Below are 16,712 nucleotides of genomic sequence, written 5' to 3' on the forward strand. Positions count from 1 at the left end.
GTCCCCACCCCGGTTCCACCGGACCGGACCGCGGCACCCGATGCCGGGGGAGGGGCCGGGAACGGCGTGACGTATTCTGGTGGATCATGTCCGGTCCCACCGCTGATCTGCGCATGGTCCTGATCTCCATGTCGCTGACGAGTACCGACGACGCGCTGTGTCGTCCCTTCGGCCTTGGCGAACGCTGAAGCGTAGCCGCCCTCCTCAGCGAAAACCGGCTTGTGGAGGGCCGCCGTCGCGGCCCTCCGCCCCTCCTTGGAGATCCATCCGTGACCACCTCGGCCACTCCTCCGCTCTCGCCTGCCCCGGAACGGGACCGATCGCCCGTCTCCCGTCTCCTCTTCCACAACGTCTTGTCCGTCCCGCCGCCCGCGGCCCCGGGGCTCGACCCCGTTCGACGTCTCCCCCTGGCCGTGGCGCTGGTGGGGCTGGCCGCGCTCACCGCCTACGTGTGGACGGCCCATGGCACCCGTCAGGGACTGCTCCTGCTCCTCGGCGGGGGCCTGGGTGTCGCCCTCTTCCACGCCAGGTTCGGTTTCACCTCGGCCTGGCGGCAGTTCATCGCCGTGGGCAACGGAACCGGTCTGCGCGCCCACGCCCTCCTGCTGGGCACCACCGCGACCCTGTTCGCCCTGATCATCGGCACCGGGACCGGTCTGTTCGGTGCCCAGCCCACCCCGTCGGCGGGCCCGCTGGGCGTCGCGCTGCTGCTCGGCGGGCTTCTCTTCGGCATCGGCATGCAGCTCGGGGGAGCCTGCGCCTCGGGAACGCTCTACGTCGTCGGGTCGGGACAGACCTCGGTGCTGCCGACGCTGCTCGGCTTCATCGTCGGCTCGGTGATCTACAGCCGCATGTGGGAGTCGGTCAACGACCTGCCGGCCCTGCCGCCCTTCCTGATCTCCGACCACATCGGCTGGTTCGGCTCCTGGGCGGTGACCATCGCCGCGTTGCTCGTGGTCGTCCTCCTCACCCGACTGGTGCAAAGGCGGCGCACCCCGCCGCCCGTCGCCCCGGTGCCCACCACCACCGGCCCGGCCCGGATCCTGCGGGGCTCCTGGCCCCTGCTGGCCGGCGCGGTCGTGCTCGCCCTGCTGGGCGCCGGCGTGCTCCTGGTGTCCGGCGGCGCGTGGGGGGTGACCAGCGCGTTCAACCTGTGGGGCGCCAAGTTCCTCCAGCTGCTCGGCGCCGAACCGCAGAACTGGGCGTTCTGGCAGCAGCCGGCGCAGGCCCAGCAGCTCGCCGGCCCGATCCTGGCGGACAAGACGAGCCTCACCGACATCGGCATCATCCTCGGCGCGGCGGTCGCCGCCGCGGCGGCCGGCTCGTGGCGGCTGTACAGCCGCGTCCCGTGGAACGCCGTGGCCGCGGGCCTGGTGGGCGGTGTCCTGATGGGCATCGGCGCCCGGCTCGCGGGCGGCTGCAACATCGGCGCCTACCTGGCCGGCATCGCCTCGGGGAGCCTGCACGGCTGGCTGTGGGCGGTGGTCGCCCTCCTCGGCACCTGGATCGGGCTCAAGGCCCGCCTGCTCTTCGGGCTGTCCAACCCCAAGCCGGGCGACGGCGCCTGCTGACCCGCTGTCCCCTCCGGCCCGCCGGCGTGTGGCGGCCGGAGGGGGTGTCGCCCCGGACCGTTCAGGAGCGGGCCCGGCCCGCGCCGTCGGCCGCGGCGTCCTCGCCCTCGCGGCCGGCCAGCAGGCGGCGCAGCGAGACGACCCGCGCCGCCTCGACCCGCCCCTCGTCGACCCAGGCGTCCAGCGCGCACCCGTCGCCCAGATGGGTACAGCCCGGCGGGCACTCGTCGACGGCGTCGGCGAGGTCGGGGAAGCCGGCCACCACGTCGTCGGGTTCGACGTGGGCCAGGCCGAAGCTGCGCACCCCCGGGGTGTCGATGATCCAGCCCCCCTCGATCGGCAGCGCGACCGCCGACGTCGAGGTGTGCCGGCCCCGGCCGGTCACCGGGTTGACGTGGCCCACCGCCCGGTCGGCCTCGGGGACCAGCAGGTTCACCAACGTCGACTTGCCCACGCCGGAGGAGCCGATCAGCACGCTGATCCGGCCGCGCAGGTGGTCGAGCAGGGGGGACAGGTCGCCGTCGCGCCGCGTCACCACGTGGGGGAGGTCCAGCGCCGAGTAGAGCGCCAGCAGCTCGTCGGGGGCGGCCAGGTCGGCCTTGGTCAGGCACAACAGCGGCTCCAACCCGGCGTCATAGGCGGCGACCAGGCAGCGGTCGATGAAACGGGGCTGGGGGTCGGGGTCGGCCAGCGCGCAGACGATCACCAACCGGTCGGCGTTGGCCACGATGACGCGCTCGACCGGATCGGTGTCGTCGGCGGTGCGCCGCAGCACCGAGGAACGCTCCTCGACGCGCACCACGCGCGCCAGGGTGTCGGGCCGGCCCGACAGGTCGCCGACCAGGGCCACCCGGTCTCCCACGACGATGGAGCCCCGGCCCAACTCGCGCGCCTTCATGGCGACGACCGAGCGGCCGTTGACCAGGCAGCGGTAGCGCCCCCGGTCGACCGCGGTCACGAACCCCTCTTGGGCGTCCTCGTGCCGGGGACGCTTGCGGGTGCGCGGACGCGAACCGCCGCGCGCCCGCACCCGGATGTCGTCCTCGTCGAGGTCGGGCCTGCCCCGTCCGGACCCCGCCCTCACGCCACCACCCGCGACCACAGCTCGGGGAAGTCGGGCAGCGTCTTGCCGGTGGTGGCGATGTCCTCCACCTCCACCCCGGGCACCGCGAGCCCGATGACGGCGCCGGAGGTGGCCATCCGGTGGTCGTCGTAGCTGGCGAACACCCCGCCGCGCAGGGGCCGCGGCCGGATGACCAGGCCGTCGGCGAGCTCCTCGGCGTCGCCGCCCAGCGCGTTGATCTCGCGTACGAGGGCGGCGATCCGGTCGGTCTCGTGTCGGCGCAGGTGGGAGATCCCGGTGAGGCGCGACGGCGTGTCGGCCAGGGCGGCCACCGCGGCGATCGTCGGGGTGAGCTCGCCCACGGCGCGAAGGTCGGCGTCGATGCCCCGGATCCGCCCGGTGCCGCGCAGGGTGAGCCCGTCGGCCTCCAGCGTCACCTCGCCGCCCATCGAGGCGAACAGGTCGCGTAGGGCGTCACCGGGCTGTGTGGTGTGCCGCGGCCAGTCGCGTACCGTCACCCGGCCACCGGTGACCAACGCGGCGGCGAGGAAGGGGGCGGCGTTGGAAAGGTCCGGTTCGACCACGAACTCGTCGGCCTTGATCGGACCGGGGGCCACCCGCCAGGTGTCGGGCCGGGAGGTGTCGACCCGCACGCCGGCGGCCCGCAACATCTCCACGGTCATGTCCAGGTGGGGGCGCGACGGCAACGGGCCGCCCTCGTGCCGGACCTCGACCCCCTCGGCGAAGCGGGGACCGCTGAGCAGCAGGGCCGAGACGAACTGCGAGGAGCCCGAGGCGTCCAGGGTGACCGAGCCGCCGCGAAGCCGCCCCCGCCCGCGGATGACGAGCGGCAGGGCGCCGCGGCCGCCGTCGTCGATGTCGGCCCCCAACGAGCGCAGCGCCTCGAGCAACGGGCCGACCGGCCGCTCCCGCGCGCGGGGGTCGCCGTCGAAGGAGACGTCGCCGTCGGCCAGGGCGGCCAGCGGCGGGACGAACCGCATGACCGTGCCGGCGTTGCCGACGTCCACCGAGGCGGGACCGCGGGGCGGGGCCGGGGTGACCGCCCAGTCGGCGCCCGACTCGACCACGCCGATCCCCAGCGACCGGAGCGCCGCGGCCATGAGCTCGGTGTCGCGGCTGCGGAGCGGCCGGCGCACCACCCCGGGGGTCTCCGACAGCGCCGCCAGGACGAGCGCGCGGTTGGTCATGGACTTGGAACCGGGCAGGCTCACCGTGGCGTCCACGGGGCCGGCGGCGGTGGGCGCGGGCCAAAGCGGTGCGGAGTTGGGCATGGTCAAAGGTTAGCCGTCGTGATCGGGGCGAGGGGCGGTCGCGCGCGTGCGGGGACCCCGCCGCGCCCACCGTCCGGCCGGATGCCCCCGCCGGACGAGGTCCTGCGATGCTGGGGACTCTCGCCGCCCAAGGACGCAGAGGAGGGCCAGATGGCCACGACTTCGAAGGAACACCACTACGACGTCCGCGTGCGCTGGACCGGCAACACGGGGTCAGGGACGAGGTCCTACCGCGGGTACGAACGCGCCCACGACGTGGAGGCCCCCGGCAAGCCGGTCCTCCAGGGGTCGGCCGACCCGTCGTTTCGGGGAGACGCCACCCGGTGGAACCCCGAGGAACTGCTCGTCGCCGCCCTCGCCCAATGCCACATGCTGTCCTACCTGGCCCTGGCGGTCGGCGCGAAGGTCGACGTGGTCGCCTACGAGGACGCCGCCACCGCCACCATGGTCACCCACGCCGACGGGTCGGGAAGCTTCACCGAGGTGACGCTGCACCCGGTGGTCACCATCGCCGACCCCGCGATGTCGGAGGAGGCCGAACGGCTGCACGAACGCGCCCACCGGGCGTGCTTCATCGCCAACTCGGTCGCCTTCCCGGTCCACCACGAGCCGCGGATCCGCGTCGCGGACCGGTCCGAGGGCTAGGAGCGCCCGGATCCGGCCGGCGAGCGCGCTGGGGAAGGGAGCGGCGCGCGTGGGGAGGACGACCGAGCCGGCGGGTCCGGTCAGCGGCCGAGCCGGCCCACGGTGGAGCGCGCCTTGCGCTCGACCCGTCGACGGGTCCGCGCGCCCGTGTGGCGGGCCCGTCGCGCCATGTGCTCGGCCTCCCAGCGGAGGTGGGAGGGGCGCTTCTTCGGTTCGGTGGCGACCAGGAGCAGGGCGCTGAACAGGCTGACGTCCTTGACGGCGTCGGCCCTGGCCCGGCCCTGCTCGGCGGGGTCGCCGTCCCTGAACCCCCGGTAGCGGGCGTACAGGGTCGGTACGGACTGGACGGCCAGGAGCAGGCATCCCAGCCGGCCGGCCTTCCCGGTCACCAGGAGGGCGCCCCCGGCGAGCGCGGTGGCTCCCTGGGCGCGCACCAGCAGTTCGGGGTCGTCCGGCAGCCAGGAGTAGCGCTGGGCGAGCCGGTGCACGGTGGGTGCGAGCTCCTTGGCGCGGGGTGCCGGATCACGGAGGGTCTCCACGCCGTCCAACAGGAACGGGGCGGAGAGCAGTCGGCGGACCTGTTTGCGTAGAACTCCCATGGCCCTGCGCCTACCCGGCCGGCGGGGGAACATCCACCGGAACGGCCGGCGATTCGGGGCGAGCCACCGCGATCCCCTCTAAGCTGGACGCATGTGCGGTCGTTACGCGCTGGGGCGCGGCATGGACGAGATCCGCCAGGCGTTCGGGCTCGCGGAGGAGGCCGAGCCCGCCGTGGCCGGGGACCCTCGATCCTGGCCGCCCCTGGAGGAGCTGGAGCCCGACTACAACGTCTCCCCGGGCAAGCGCGTCTACGCGGTGCTCGGTCCGCCGCCCGGCCGGCCCGACCCCGCGCCCGCGGGTCCACGGCATCTGAGCACCCTGAGGTGGGGGCTCGTCCCCTCCTGGGCGAAGGACCCCAACGTCGGCTACAAGATGATCAACGCCCGAGGCGAGACCGTCGCCGAGAAGCCCGCCTACCGGGCGGCCTTCGCCCGTCGGCGTTGCCTGCTGCCGGCCGACGCCTACTACGAGTGGCAGCTCCTGCCCGACGCGGCCCCCGGGACGGCCGAGCCCGGCACCTCGCCGGCCACCGACCCCGAGCACCGCTCCCGCAAGTCCAAGTCGCGCAAGCGCCCCTACGCGGTGCGCTACGCCGACGGCTCCCCCCTGGCGCTGGCCGGCGTCTTCGAGCGGTGGCGCGACCCCTCGCTTCCCGAGGAGGACCCCGCCGCCTGGTTGTGGAGCTGCGCCGTCATCACCACCGAGGCGGCACCGGAGCTCGCCCACATCCATGAGCGCATGCCGGTGGTGGTGCCCGAGGACGAGTGGGGCACCTGGCTGGATCCGGCCACGGACGCCGCCGACCTGCGGTACGTGCTCGACACGACCCCGGTCTCACGCTTCGAGGTCCACCGGGTGGACACCGCGGTGAACAGCATCCGCAACAACGGGGCGCGCCTGCTGGAACCGGTCCCCGACGGGCCGGAACCGGGCACCGAGACCCTGTTCTAAGGACGTCCGTCACCCCGGAGGGCTGGATCGGGTGCGGCCTTCCAGGGTAATGTGGCCGCGCCACGTGGCTGTGCGTGCCCGTTCGGGCACGGCACGTCGTGACGACGGCGTGTGAACAAGAAGAGAACGCGGGAGCTCGCGCCTTGGCGGGCTGAGAGGGCGGCTGGACCCCCGAGGGGCCGGTGCCGCCGACCGCAGAACCTGTTCGGGTAATTCCGACGTAGGGAGGCGCGCCATGACGGCGCTTGAGGGCCGGGACGTCCGGCCCGGCATCACGACAGGCCCCATCACGGGCTCGCGCAAGGTCCACCTGGAGATCTCCGACCCCTCGTCCGCACGCGTCCTGCGCGTTCCGCAGCGTCGCGTCGAGCTGTCCGACGGCACCCACGTCGACCTCTACGACACCTCAGGCCCCTACACCGACCCCGATGTGCCGATCGACCCGGCCAGGGAGCTGCCGCCGATCCGGCGGGACTGGATCGCCGAGCGGAAGCCGATCGGCGGGGCCGTCACCCAGGTGGCCTACGCCAAGGCGGGGACCATCACCCCCGAGATGCGTTTCGCCGCCGCGAGGGAGGGGGTGGACCCGGAGCTGGTCCGCGAGGAGATCGCGGCCGGCCGGGCGGTCCTGCCCGCCAGCCGGTGCCACCCCGAGAGCGAGCCGATGGTCATCGGCTCGCGCTTCCTGGTGAAGGTCAACGCCAACATCGGGAACTCCGCGGTCACCTCCTCGGTGGCCGAGGAGGTCGAGAAGATGGTGTGGGCGACCCGCTGGGGGGCCGACACGGTCATGGACCTGTCCACGGGACGGCGCATCCACGAGACACGCGAGTGGATCCTGCGCAACTCCCCGGTCCCCATCGGCACCGTGCCCATCTACGAGGCGTTGGAGAAGGCCGGCGGCGACCCCGCGAAGCTGTCCTGGGAGCTCTACCGGGACACCGTCATCGAGCAGGCCGAGCAAGGGGTCGACTACATGACGGTGCACGCGGGCGTGCTCCTGCGTTATGTCCCCCTGACGGCCCGGCGGGTCACGGGGATCGTCTCGCGGGGCGGGTCGATCATGGCGGCCTGGTGCCTGGCCCACCATCGGGAGAACTTCCTCTACACCCACTTCGCCGAGCTCTGCGAGATCCTGCGCTCCTACGACGTCACCTTCTCCCTCGGTGACGGCCTGCGGCCCGGCTCCATCGCCGACGCCAACGACGAGGCGCAGTTCGCCGAGTTGCGCACGCTGGGCGAGCTCACGGCGATCGCCCGGGCCCACGACGTCCAGGTGATGATCGAGGGGCCGGGACACGTTCCGATGCACAAGATCGAGGAGAACGTCGCGTTGGCGCGCGAACTGTGCGACGGGGCGCCGTTCTACACCCTGGGCCCGCTGGCCACCGACGTCGCGCCGGGCTACGACCACATCACCTCGGCCATCGGCGCGGCCCAGATCGCCTGGCACGGCACCGCGATGCTCTGCTACGTCACCCCCAAGGAACACCTGGGACTGCCCGATCGGGACGACGTCAAGACCGGGGTCATCACCTACAAGCTGGCCGCGCACGCCGCCGACCTGGCCAAGGGACACCCCCGCGCCCAGGAGTGGGACGACGCGCTGTCCAAGGCCCGGTTCGAGTTCCGTTGGCAGGACCAGTTCCACCTGGCGCTGGACCCGGACACGGCACGCGGGTACCACGACCAGACGTTGCCGGCGGAGCCGGCCAAGACGGCGCACTTCTGCTCGATGTGCGGGCCGAAGTTCTGTTCGATGCGCATCACCCAGGACGTCCGCAAGTACGCCGAGGAGAACGGATTGACCACGGTGGAGGCGATCGAGAGGGGGATGCGCGACAAGGCCGCCGAGTTCGCCGAAGGCGGCGGCCGTATCCACCTGCCGATGGCGGAGTGACCGCGCGCCGGTGGGGGAGGGGCGCGCCCTCCCCCACCGGGGTCAGCCCGGCTTGACGGCGCTGGCCAACAGGTGCACGCCGACGTAGTCGTCGGCCTCCTCGGCCTTGAGCTCCATCTCGACCAACCGGTTGAGCGCTCGGGGGTCGTCGTCCATCACCATCTCGACCGTGGAGGCCGAGAGCACGGTGCGGGGCCGGACCCACTCCAGCTCCAGCCCGACGTCGGTGAGGAGCTCGGCGAGCTGCTCGGCGGTGAAACAACGGGTGATCGTGCCATCCGGCCATGGGACGAGCAGGACGTCGGCGGAGGGCGCGTAGCTCAGCTCAGGCCAGCAGTCCTGTTCGGCGAGCAGGGCCATGCCGAGCACGACGGAGTCGACGCACAGCAGTGTCCGCCCGCCCGGCCGCAGGACCCGGGCGATCTCGGCCAGCGAGGCCTCGGTGACCAGGTGCTGGGAGAGCACCCGGTTGTCGGCGATCACGCCGTCGAACACGCCGCTGGCGAAGCTGGACAGGAAGGTGGAGTCGCCGACCACGGAACGCAGCCGGCCGGGAGGACGACGGCGCTGGGTGGGGGTCTCGGCGTTGCCGTTGACGAGGGTGAGGGTGCGCCGGGGCGCCAGTTCCACCGAGGGAAGCAGGGTGACGACGTCGTGACCGGCCGCCACCGCGCGTGGCGCTCCGCGGTACTCGGGGCCGGACAGGTCGAGGATGCGACCCGGTTCGCGAGGAAGCCACCGCGCGAGCTGGGCGCCGGCCACCGCCCAGTAGAACTGCCAGTACGCCGACAGGGAGTCCGTGGTGGCGAAGTGGGCGGCCGGGGAACGGGGTGGCGGTGGTCCGGTTACGGGGTTGGCGGTTCTCCGGGGCGCCACCGGATGTGCCGCGGAACTGGAGGACGGTCGCACGCGCGCTCCTCTCCCAACGCCTGCCGTGAGGGTCTCACTCCTCACTCTATTCATGCTGCCCCTTGCGGGATCGGCTGAAAACGAAAGTTCCGCTGGGAGCGGATCGCGTCCGCCAGGAATCAGGCGGGGGCGGACGTTGTTGGCAACGGCATCACCTCAGGACCGACCGCCCGCGCTGTCGCGAAGCAAGCCGGGACACGCGGACGGGCGGGAGTCGAGAGCAAAGGCAGGTCGATGCCGGGTTCAACAGGATGTCTGCTGGACGAGCCCCTGACCGGGGCTCCGCCGGGTCGTGGTGTGCGCTTCTCCTCCTCCGCATCGTATGGTGTGGCTACGGTTGCCCCACGGGACACCAGCAGGAGGAGGCCGGCGGGCTTGAGTCAGGGCCAGGAAACCATCGACGAGCGGGGGGCTCGGTTCGAACGGGACGTCATGCCGTTCCTGGACCAGCTCTACTCGGCCGCGTTGCGGATGACCCGTAACCCGGCCGACGCCGAAGATCTCGTCCAGGAGACGTTCGCCAAGGCGTTCGGTTCGTTCCACCAGTTCAAGCAGGGGACGAACCTCAAGGCCTGGCTGTACCGCATCCTGACGAACACGTTCATCAACTCCTACCGCAAGAAGCAGCGGGAGCCGAAGCAGGCGGGGACCGAGGACGTCGAGGACTGGCAGCTCGCGCAGGCCGCCTCGCACTCCTCGTCGGGCCTGAAGTCCGCCGAGGCCGAGGCCTTGGAGCACCTTCCCGACAGCGACGTCAAGCGCGCCCTCCAGGAGCTCCCCGAAGACTTCCGTATCGCGGTGTACCTCGCCGATGTCGAGGGCTTCGCCTACAAGGAGGTCGCCGAGATCATGGACACGCCCATTGGAACGGTGATGTCCCGGCTCCACCGCGGTAGACGCCAGTTGCGCTCGATGCTCGAGGAGTACGCGGCGGAGCGGGGGTTCCTCCCCCGCGAGGTCAGGGAGTCCATGTCCATGGGCGCGTCACGCGGCGGGGCGAAACGGGAGGACCAGGGATGAGCTGCGGCAAGCCGCACGCCACTCCTTGTAGCGAGGTGCTGGCGAAGGTCTACACCTACATCGACGGCGAGCTCGAAGAGGCCAACTACGCGGAGATCCGCGAGCACCTCGACGAGTGCGGCCCGTGCCTGGAGGAGTACGGCCTTGAGGAGGCGGTCAAGAAGCTCGTGGCCAAGCACTGTGGCTGCGATCCTGTGCCGCAGGACCTGAGGGCCAAGGTGCTGAGCCGGATCGAGGCGGCGCGAATCGATCTTGAGGCTCGGGAGACCCAGGCGGCGGAGTAGTCGCCGCGCGCCCGCGCGACGGGCGCGGACGCGGCACGTCGGCGGCGGCCGGGAGCGATCCGGTCGCCGCCGACGTGTGTCGGGGTGGATCACACGGGGAGGACAGGCGCGGGGGTTTCGGACACTGGTACCGTCGGTGGGCGATGCCGGCGGTGGCGCGACACGCCCGGCCCAACCTGTCCGGCCCCGTGCCGGCCTGGCTGAGAGGCGACGAAACGTGTGTGTCGCAAGAGTCAGAACCCGACTACCCAGAGTGACCGTCAAGGTTGGCCGAGGGTGGCGGTCCGTCGAAGATCATCGGGTGTGCCGGCGATCGCGCAGGAATCGTACGGTGGTGGTGACTGCGGAGAGTGACCGTAGGCATTACGAATAGCATTCGTATTTAGCTTTTCCAGAAATCCTTCCGGGCCTTTCTGTCGTTCACCCGTCTCATGGTTCGGGATATCGCAATGAGGGCCCTGGGCGCTGCCGCTAAACTGACCGCTATATCGACCGTATGGGGTAATTTCGAGTGTCGCGCGCAGGGGGTGTGACGTGCGACGCCGCGCAAGGAGGAGAGGCAGGGACATGAGTCCGTTTCCGCTAAAGCTGGCCCTGTTCCTTATCTCCGCTGCCCAGATTGCCGTCGCCTATGGCGGTTGGAACTGGTGGTAGTGCGCCGCGAACGCTGAGAAACGCACCGGACGGGGCGGTATCGAACCGGAGGTAACAGGAAATTGCGTGCGCTTCCCGTGGCCGCGCGGTTGTACGTGGGTCTCATCGGGCTCGCTGCCGCCCTCGTCCTGACCTTGGGCTCCTACGACGGCATCGACCCTGTCACGCTCGTTCTCCTCGTCGTCCTCTTCATCGTGGCCGAGTCCATCACCACGGTCGTGGACAACGGGAACACCGGGATCTCGCCGAGCGCGGCCATCGCCCTGGCCGCGGTGGTCCTGACCGGCCCCGTGGGGGCCGCCGTCGTCGGGTTCGGCTCCTGTCTGGCCGTGCGGCGCCAGACGCTGGTCAAACGGCTGTTCAACGGCGCCCAGCTCGGCCTCACCGGGTTCGTCACCGGCTGGGTCTTCCTCATGCTGGGGGGCAAGCAGGGCGTTCCCGGCCCCGAGGACTTCCCGTGGATCGTCATCCCGTTCTCCGGCGCCCTGCTCGTCCACACCTTCGTCAACATCGCGTTGGTCGCCGGTCTCATGTGGTGCCTGGGGGTGGTCCGCTGGCAGCGGCCCCGCCGCGTCCGCTGGCGCCCGCTGGCCACGCTGGAGCTGTCCTCGGTGGGCTACTCGGTGCTGGGCCTGTGCGTGGCGGCCATATGGGGGGCCGTCGGCGCGTTCGCCGTGCCGCTGGTCCTGCTGCCGTTGTTCATCGCGCGTTGGGCCTTCGACCAGTACATCTCCGAGCAGCGCGCCCACGACTCCACGCTGGCCACCCTGTGTCAGGCGGTGGAGACCAAGGACTACTACACGCGGGGCCACTGCATGAGGGTCTCCAAGGCGTCGGCGATGATCGCCCAGGAACTGGGGATGCACGCCGAACGGGTCCAGACCATCCGCTACGCGGGCATGCTCCACGACGTCGGCAAGCTCGGGGTGCCCACGAAGGTGCTGCAGAAGTCGGGCAAGCTCACCGAGGAGGAGTACGCCGCGATCCAGCTCCACCCCATGCGGGGCTATGAGATCGTGCGCGAGATCGGCTTCCTCGACGAGGCCCTGGCCGGGATCATGCACCACCACGAGCGCATGGACGGCCGCGGCTACCCCATGGGCCTGGCCGGTGAGGAGATCCCCGAGTTCGCCCGGATCATCTCCGTCGCCGACGCCTTCGACTGCATGACGTCGACCCGTTCCTACCGCAAGGCCCGCAGCACCGAGGAGGCGTTCGCCGAGCTGCGCCGCTGCGCCGGTCCGCAGTTCGACCCGGTCATGGTGGACGCCCTCATCAGCGCGGTGTCCCGGGACGGCTGGGAGGCCCCCGACATCGTGGAACTTCCCGACGGCGACATGGCCGAGGTCTCCCAGCAGGATCACGACGATCCCAGCGTGCCGCTGCGGGTCGCCGGAGAGGGCGAGTGATGGGGACGCGGGGAGCGCGGTCGGCGCGTCGGCAGGTCCGTCAGCGCATCGACCCGGTGCGCTCGTTGCTGATCGCCACGGCGGCGCTGTGCGCCGCCGGATCCCTGGTGTGGACGTTCCTCACCGGCTTCGCCGAACCCCGCATCGCCCTGGCCTTCGGGATCCTGATCGCTCTCGGCGAGCTCGCCCGGATCGCGCTGCCCGGGCAGCGCGAGGTGTCGCCGATCGCCTCCGCCAGCGCCCTCGGCTACACGTTCCTGCTCACCGTCGGCGCCGACCCCGTGGCCCAGGGCGCCGCCCAGGTCATCGCGGTCACCGCGGTCGGCCTGGCCCTGGGCGAGCTCCCCCACGTCGCCGTGGGGCGGATCCCTCGTTGGGGCGACCTCGCCCGGCGGTTGCTGGTCATCGGTCTTGTCGCGCTGGCCTTCCGGCCGCTCGCCTCGGTGCTCGGTTCGCCCGAGCCCCACTGGTGGCTCGCCCTCACCGCCATGGCCTCGATCGTCATGCTGTCCTGGCTGGCCGACTCCGTGATCGCCGCGGTGCTGCGGGCCGAACGCCTGCGCACCCGGTTCCCCGTCGCCTTCCGCGACGAGGTGCGCGCCCAGTTCCCCATCAGCGTGGCCACCGGTGCGTCGGGCATCCTCATCGCCCTGGCCTCCAGTGTCATGGGGCTGGCCGCGCTCCTGGTCTTCACGGCGCCGCTGATCGTCACCCAGGTCGCCTTCCGCAGGTTCGCCGAGATCCGCCTGACCTATCTCCAGACCGTGCGAGCGCTCTCGCGGGTCACCGAGGTGGGCGGGTACGTCGAGACCGGCCATTCGCGGCGGGTGAGCAGGCTGGCCCACGCGGTAGGCTGCGAACTGGGAATGCGCGAGTCGGAGCTGCTGGAGCTGGAGTACGCGGCGCTCATGCACGACATCGGCCAGCTGTCGCTGCGCGACCCCATCCCCAGCGGCGCCACCGTCCTCGCCCCTCCCCGAGAGCAGCGACGCATCGCCGAGCTGGGGTCGGCGGTGATCCGCGAGACCGGCGTGCTCGACAACGTCGCCGAGATCGTGCGCCGCCAGTGCGAGCCCTCCGCGGGGGAGGGCGAGACCGGGCCGCCGCCGCTGGCCAGCAGGATCATCAAGGTGGCCAACGCCTTCGACGACCTGGTCGGCGAGTCCACCGACCGCGACCGGATCGAGGCGGTACTCCAACGTCTGCGCATGGACACCGACCGTGAGTACGATCCCGACGTGGTCGCCGCGGTGGCGCGCGTGCTGGACCGGCCCCGGTCGCGCTGGTGAATCTACCCGTGGGTACTCCCATAGGATCGGCTGTCGATCACGGCGCCATGCGGGGGCCGGACGAGAATGAGGAGTCGGAGATGACCGAAATCCGCGCTGAGATGGTGGCCAACGTCTGGAAGGTCATGGTCGCGGAGGGGACGAAGGTCGCCGAAGGGGACACGCTGTTCATCCTGGAGTCCATGAAGATGGAGATCCCGGTGCTGGTCGAGGACCCCGGGACCGTCATCAGCCTCAACGTCGGCGAAGGGGACGTGGTGCAGGAGGGGGACCTGCTCGCCGTCGTCCAGTGACGTTCCGAGACACTGTCGACCATGACGATTTCCACGGGATTGCACGGCCGGGTGGAGCACACGGTGTCCGCGGAGGACACCGCCGTAGCACTGGGCAGCGGTGACGTGCCGGTTCTGGGCACCCCGCGCGCCGTGGCCCTCGTCGAGGCCGCGACCGTGGCCGCTGTGCGCGACCACCTGGAGCAAGGCCGCACCAGTGTCGGCACCCGTGTCGACCTCGCCCACCTCGCGCCCTCCTCCCCGGGCGTGGTCGTGGTGGCCACCGCGCTGCTGCGCGAGGTCGCGGGCGGCCGTCTGGTGTTCGACGTCGAACTCGCCCAGGACGGGCGGCCGGTGGCCAAGGGGACGGTCGAGCGGGTCGTGGTGGACCGCGAACGCTTCCTGACCGCCGCGCGCTGAAGCCGGCCGGACGGGCCGCGGCGACACGACCGGGCTAACAGCCGAACAGGGGCAGACAGGGCTCCAAACCCCCGATCTCGACCGACACGGTGCGGTGAGCCTGCCACGCGGCCCGGTCCAGACGCAGGCGCTGCACGGTTCGGGCCCGTCCCTGGACCGCGACGACGCTGTGGCCATCGGGCCGGTAGCCGAGCCTGCGCGACACTCCCAGGGAACGCCGGTTGTCGGTCATCGCCCCGGAGACCGCCCAGTGGGCGTCCAGTCCCTCGAAGGCCAGGGCCAGGACGGCGGCCCGCATTTCGGTGCCGATCCCCTGTCCCTGGTGGGCCAGGCCCAGCCAGGAGCCGGTCTCGACCTCGCGGGTGACCGCGAAGTCGGTGGCGAAGAGGTCTTGGAGGCCGACGACCGTCCCCCGGTGGAGGACGGCCAGGCCCAGTGCCCACGACTCCGGCCGCCACTGGCCGATCAGCCCCAGGTTGTGCTGGATGACCGAGCGGCCGCGCTCCTCGGGGGAGCCCGCCGTCCACGGCACGGTGAAGGGCATCGCCGACTCCTCGTGCACCCCCTCGGCGGCGAGGGAGGCCAGGGCGGTGAGCAGCTCCAGATCGGGGAGCCGGAGTTCGAGCCGTGGCGTGGTGATCCGTAGGTCGTACAGGGGCCAGAAGCGATCCGCCATGGCATGAGCCTGGCGTATCGGGGACGGGAAGGCCAGCGAGCCGCGCGTTCCCGCCCGACACACGGGCGGGAACGCGTGACGCTCAGACGCCCATGGTCTTGCGCGGGTAGACGTTGTCGGGGTCGGTCGCGATGTTGACGAGGTAGGGCACGCCGGAGTCGAACGCCCGGCGCAGCGCGGGGCCGATCTCCCGCGGGTCGGTGACGAGCTCGCCGCCGCCTCCCAGCGCGCGCACCACCTCGTCGTAACGGGTCTGCGGCGCGAGCTCGGCGATGACGTCGTAACCGTAGATCATCTGCATGGGGGCCTTCTCCAACCCCCAGATCCCGTTGTTGCCGCACACCATGACGACGGGGAGTCCGTGCCGCACCAGGGTGTCGACGTCCATCAGCGAGAAGCCCGCGGCGCCGTCTCCCAGCAGGGTCACCACCTGCGACGACGGCCGGGCGAGCCGGGCGGCGATCGAGTAGCCCATGCCGGTGCCCAGGCAGCCGAACGGGCCGGGGTCCAGCCAGTTTCCGGGGCGGGCGGGTTCCACGTACTTGCCGGCGTAGGAGACGAAGTCGCCGCCATCGCCGATCACCACGGCGTCGTCGGCGAGGAGCCGGTTCAGCTCGCCGTAGACGCGGGCGGGGTGGATGGGGTCGGCGTCGCTGTCCAACGCCTCGGCGTCCGCCGCGACCGCCGCGGCGTTGGCCTCGGCCAGCTGGGTGCGCCACGCCTTGACCGAGGCGCCGGGGGCCGCGGTGTCCCCCAGGCCCCGCAGAATCGTCGACAGGTCTCCCGCCACCGAGGCCGCCAGGGTCAGGTGGGCGGCGATCTGGCCGGGGGAGTCGGCGATGTGGACCACCTTGGCGAGCGGCGCCCCGTCGCGTCCCCCGAACAGGCCGTGGCCGATCCGGAAGTCCAGGGGGGTGCCGACGACCACGACGAGGTCGGCCTGGCCGAAGGCGAGTCCGCGTGCCCGTGTCACCAGGAGGGGGTGGCCTCCGGGCAGCACCCCGCGCCCCTGGCCGTTGGTGATCACCGGGACGCCGAGCTCCTCGGCCACCTCCAGGGCGGCCTGCTCGGCGTGGTCGAGCCACACGTCGGATCCGAACACGAACAGGGGACGCTTGGCCTCGCCGATCAGCCGCGCGGCGGCGGCGACCGCGTCGGGGTCGGGGGTCCTGTCGGGGGCGGGAGCCGACGCGGGTGCCTCCACCTCGGCCTGGTCGTAGAGGCGGTCCATGGGGATGTCGAGGAACACCGGACCTCGATGGGCCGTGTTGGCCAGCACGAACGCCTCGTGGACGGCCGCGCCGATGCCCGCGGTCTCGTGCACGGTCCGGGCGCTCTTGGTGACCGGGGCGAGCAACGGGGGCTGGTCGAGCTCCTGGAGCAGCCCCTGGCCCCAGCGCCCGTCAGGGGCGCGGCCACCGAGCACGACCAGTGGGGAGCCGTTGAAGTGCGCGGTGGTGACACCGCTGACTCCGTTGGTCACGCCGGGACCCGCGGTGAGTACGGCCCAGCCGGCACGCCGGGTGAGCTTGCCGATGCCCTCGGCCGCGAACACGGCCGTCTGCTCGTGTCGGACGTCGAGCAGCCGCATCCGGGGCTCCGGTTTGACCGCGCCGTCGTACAGGGGGAACACGTGCCCGCCGGACAGGGTGAACATCGTGTCGACGCCGTGGTGCAGGGCCACATCGACGGCGTGGGTTCCGCCGTGGCCACGGAGACGGCCCGGGGAGGGGGAGGGGCTCATGTGGGCGTTCACA

Annotated in this window: 16 protein-coding genes; 10 read left to right on the forward strand and 6 right to left on the reverse strand. The window is 71.8% G+C overall.

The annotated features are described in order from the left end of the window. Positions 1-353: 353 nt before the first annotated feature. Positions 354-1,571: a YeeE/YedE family protein gene (locus B5D66_RS16495; protein ID WP_235001043.1), complete on the forward strand. Its 1,218-nt coding sequence runs from the start codon at positions 354-356 to the stop codon at positions 1,569-1,571. Between the two features lie 61 nt (positions 1,572-1,632). Here B5D66_RS16495 and rsgA read toward each other — a convergent pair whose 3' ends face one another. Continuing rightward, positions 1,633-2,655 carry a ribosome small subunit-dependent GTPase A gene (gene rsgA, locus B5D66_RS16500; protein WP_078762823.1) on the reverse strand — a complete coding sequence of 341 codons (1,023 nt, stop codon included), beginning with the start codon at positions 2,653-2,655 and terminating at the stop codon, positions 1,633-1,635. Then, positions 2,652-3,926 (reverse strand): 3-phosphoshikimate 1-carboxyvinyltransferase, encoded by a 1,275-nt coding sequence (aroA, locus tag B5D66_RS16505; RefSeq protein WP_078762650.1) that lies wholly within the window; start codon positions 3,924-3,926, stop codon positions 2,652-2,654. The genes rsgA and aroA overlap by 4 nt, the downstream gene beginning before the upstream one ends. Before the next feature lie 150 nt (positions 3,927-4,076). Between aroA and B5D66_RS16510 the strand changes: the two genes are divergently transcribed. Then, positions 4,077-4,571, forward strand: a complete 495-nt coding sequence (locus B5D66_RS16510) for an OsmC family protein (RefSeq protein ID WP_078762651.1) — start codon at positions 4,077-4,079, stop codon at positions 4,569-4,571. A gap of 80 nt (positions 4,572-4,651) precedes the next feature. On the opposite strand, the gene B5D66_RS16515 is transcribed toward B5D66_RS16510, so the two are convergent. Next, the gene (locus tag B5D66_RS16515; protein ID WP_159457281.1) at positions 4,652-5,170 is read right to left on the reverse strand and encodes a DoxX family membrane protein; all 519 of its coding nucleotides are present in this window, start codon (positions 5,168-5,170) and stop codon (positions 4,652-4,654) included. 91 nt (positions 5,171-5,261) lie between these two features. Between B5D66_RS16515 and B5D66_RS16520 the strand changes: the two genes are divergently transcribed. Then, entirely contained in the window at positions 5,262-6,122 is an 861-nt protein-coding gene (locus tag B5D66_RS16520) for an SOS response-associated peptidase (RefSeq protein ID WP_078762653.1), read from the forward strand. A 235-nt stretch (positions 6,123-6,357) separates the two neighbouring features. Then, complete coding sequence (thiC, locus tag B5D66_RS16525) at positions 6,358-8,022, forward strand: phosphomethylpyrimidine synthase ThiC (RefSeq protein WP_078762654.1); 1,665 nt, start codon at positions 6,358-6,360, stop codon at positions 8,020-8,022. A gap of 42 nt (positions 8,023-8,064) precedes the next feature. Here thiC and B5D66_RS16530 read toward each other — a convergent pair whose 3' ends face one another. Next, positions 8,065-8,898: a class I SAM-dependent methyltransferase gene (locus B5D66_RS16530; protein ID WP_235001061.1), complete on the reverse strand. Its 834-nt coding sequence runs from the start codon at positions 8,896-8,898 to the stop codon at positions 8,065-8,067. 408 nt (positions 8,899-9,306) lie between these two features. On the opposite strand from B5D66_RS16530, the gene B5D66_RS16535 reads away from it, so the two are divergent. The 6 genes from B5D66_RS16535 (at position 9,307) to B5D66_RS16560 (ending at position 14,279) form a co-directional block, all read left to right on the forward strand. Further along, positions 9,307-9,951, forward strand: coding sequence for a sigma-70 family RNA polymerase sigma factor (locus B5D66_RS16535; RefSeq protein WP_078762656.1), 645 nt, complete (start codon positions 9,307-9,309; stop codon positions 9,949-9,951). Beyond that, on the forward strand, positions 9,948-10,235 hold the full coding sequence (gene rsrA, locus B5D66_RS16540) for a mycothiol system anti-sigma-R factor (protein WP_078762657.1): 288 nt from the start codon (positions 9,948-9,950) through the stop codon (positions 10,233-10,235). Before B5D66_RS16535 ends, rsrA begins: the two co-directional genes overlap by 4 nt. 716 nt (positions 10,236-10,951) lie before the next feature. Continuing rightward, entirely contained in the window at positions 10,952-12,298 is a 1,347-nt protein-coding gene (locus B5D66_RS16545; protein WP_394330065.1) for an HD-GYP domain-containing protein, read from the forward strand. Beyond that, positions 12,298-13,587 (forward strand): HD-GYP domain-containing protein, encoded by a 1,290-nt coding sequence (locus B5D66_RS16550; RefSeq protein WP_078762658.1) that lies wholly within the window; start codon positions 12,298-12,300, stop codon positions 13,585-13,587. The genes B5D66_RS16545 and B5D66_RS16550 overlap by 1 nt, the downstream gene beginning before the upstream one ends. Before the next feature lie 80 nt (positions 13,588-13,667). Continuing rightward, positions 13,668-13,880, forward strand: coding sequence for a biotin/lipoyl-binding carrier protein (locus B5D66_RS16555; protein WP_078762659.1), 213 nt, complete (start codon positions 13,668-13,670; stop codon positions 13,878-13,880). A gap of 21 nt (positions 13,881-13,901) precedes the next feature. Continuing rightward, positions 13,902-14,279 (forward strand): thioesterase family protein, encoded by a 378-nt coding sequence (locus B5D66_RS16560; protein WP_078762660.1) that lies wholly within the window; start codon positions 13,902-13,904, stop codon positions 14,277-14,279. A gap of 34 nt (positions 14,280-14,313) precedes the next feature. On the opposite strand, the gene B5D66_RS16565 is transcribed toward B5D66_RS16560, so the two are convergent. Further along, positions 14,314-14,955 carry a GNAT family N-acetyltransferase gene (locus B5D66_RS16565; protein ID WP_200813679.1) on the reverse strand — a complete coding sequence of 214 codons (642 nt, stop codon included), beginning with the start codon at positions 14,953-14,955 and terminating at the stop codon, positions 14,314-14,316. 82 nt (positions 14,956-15,037) lie between these two features. Further along, positions 15,038-16,699, reverse strand: coding sequence for an acetolactate synthase (locus B5D66_RS16570; RefSeq protein WP_078762661.1), 1,662 nt, complete (start codon positions 16,697-16,699; stop codon positions 15,038-15,040). Positions 16,700-16,712: the final 13 nt, after the last annotated feature.

It is taken from the genome of Marinactinospora thermotolerans DSM 45154, from assembly GCF_900167435.1.
Taxonomy (GTDB): Bacteria; Actinomycetota; Actinomycetes; order Streptosporangiales; family Streptosporangiaceae; genus Marinactinospora; species Marinactinospora thermotolerans.

Coding starts and splice junctions, on each gene's coding strand:
- B5D66_RS16565 (WP_200813679.1), bottom strand. CDS start 14,955: ATGGCGGATCGCTTCTGGCCCCTGTACGACCTACGGATCACCACGCCA.
- aroA (WP_078762650.1), bottom strand. CDS start 3,926: ATGCCCAACTCCGCACCGCTTTGGCCCGCGCCCACCGCCGCCGGCCCC.
- B5D66_RS16550 (WP_078762658.1), top strand. CDS start 12,298: ATGGGGACGCGGGGAGCGCGGTCGGCGCGTCGGCAGGTCCGTCAGCGC.
- B5D66_RS16510 (WP_078762651.1), top strand. CDS start 4,077: ATGGCCACGACTTCGAAGGAACACCACTACGACGTCCGCGTGCGCTGG.
- B5D66_RS16560 (WP_078762660.1), top strand. CDS start 13,902: ATGACGATTTCCACGGGATTGCACGGCCGGGTGGAGCACACGGTGTCC.
- rsrA (WP_078762657.1), top strand. CDS start 9,948: ATGAGCTGCGGCAAGCCGCACGCCACTCCTTGTAGCGAGGTGCTGGCG.
- B5D66_RS16570 (WP_078762661.1), bottom strand. CDS start 16,699: ATGAGCCCCTCCCCCTCCCCGGGCCGTCTCCGTGGCCACGGCGGAACC.
- B5D66_RS16520 (WP_078762653.1), top strand. CDS start 5,262: ATGTGCGGTCGTTACGCGCTGGGGCGCGGCATGGACGAGATCCGCCAG.
- B5D66_RS16515 (WP_159457281.1), bottom strand. CDS start 5,170: ATGGGAGTTCTACGCAAACAGGTCCGCCGACTGCTCTCCGCCCCGTTC.
- B5D66_RS16555 (WP_078762659.1), top strand. CDS start 13,668: ATGACCGAAATCCGCGCTGAGATGGTGGCCAACGTCTGGAAGGTCATG.
- thiC (WP_078762654.1), top strand. CDS start 6,358: ATGACGGCGCTTGAGGGCCGGGACGTCCGGCCCGGCATCACGACAGGC.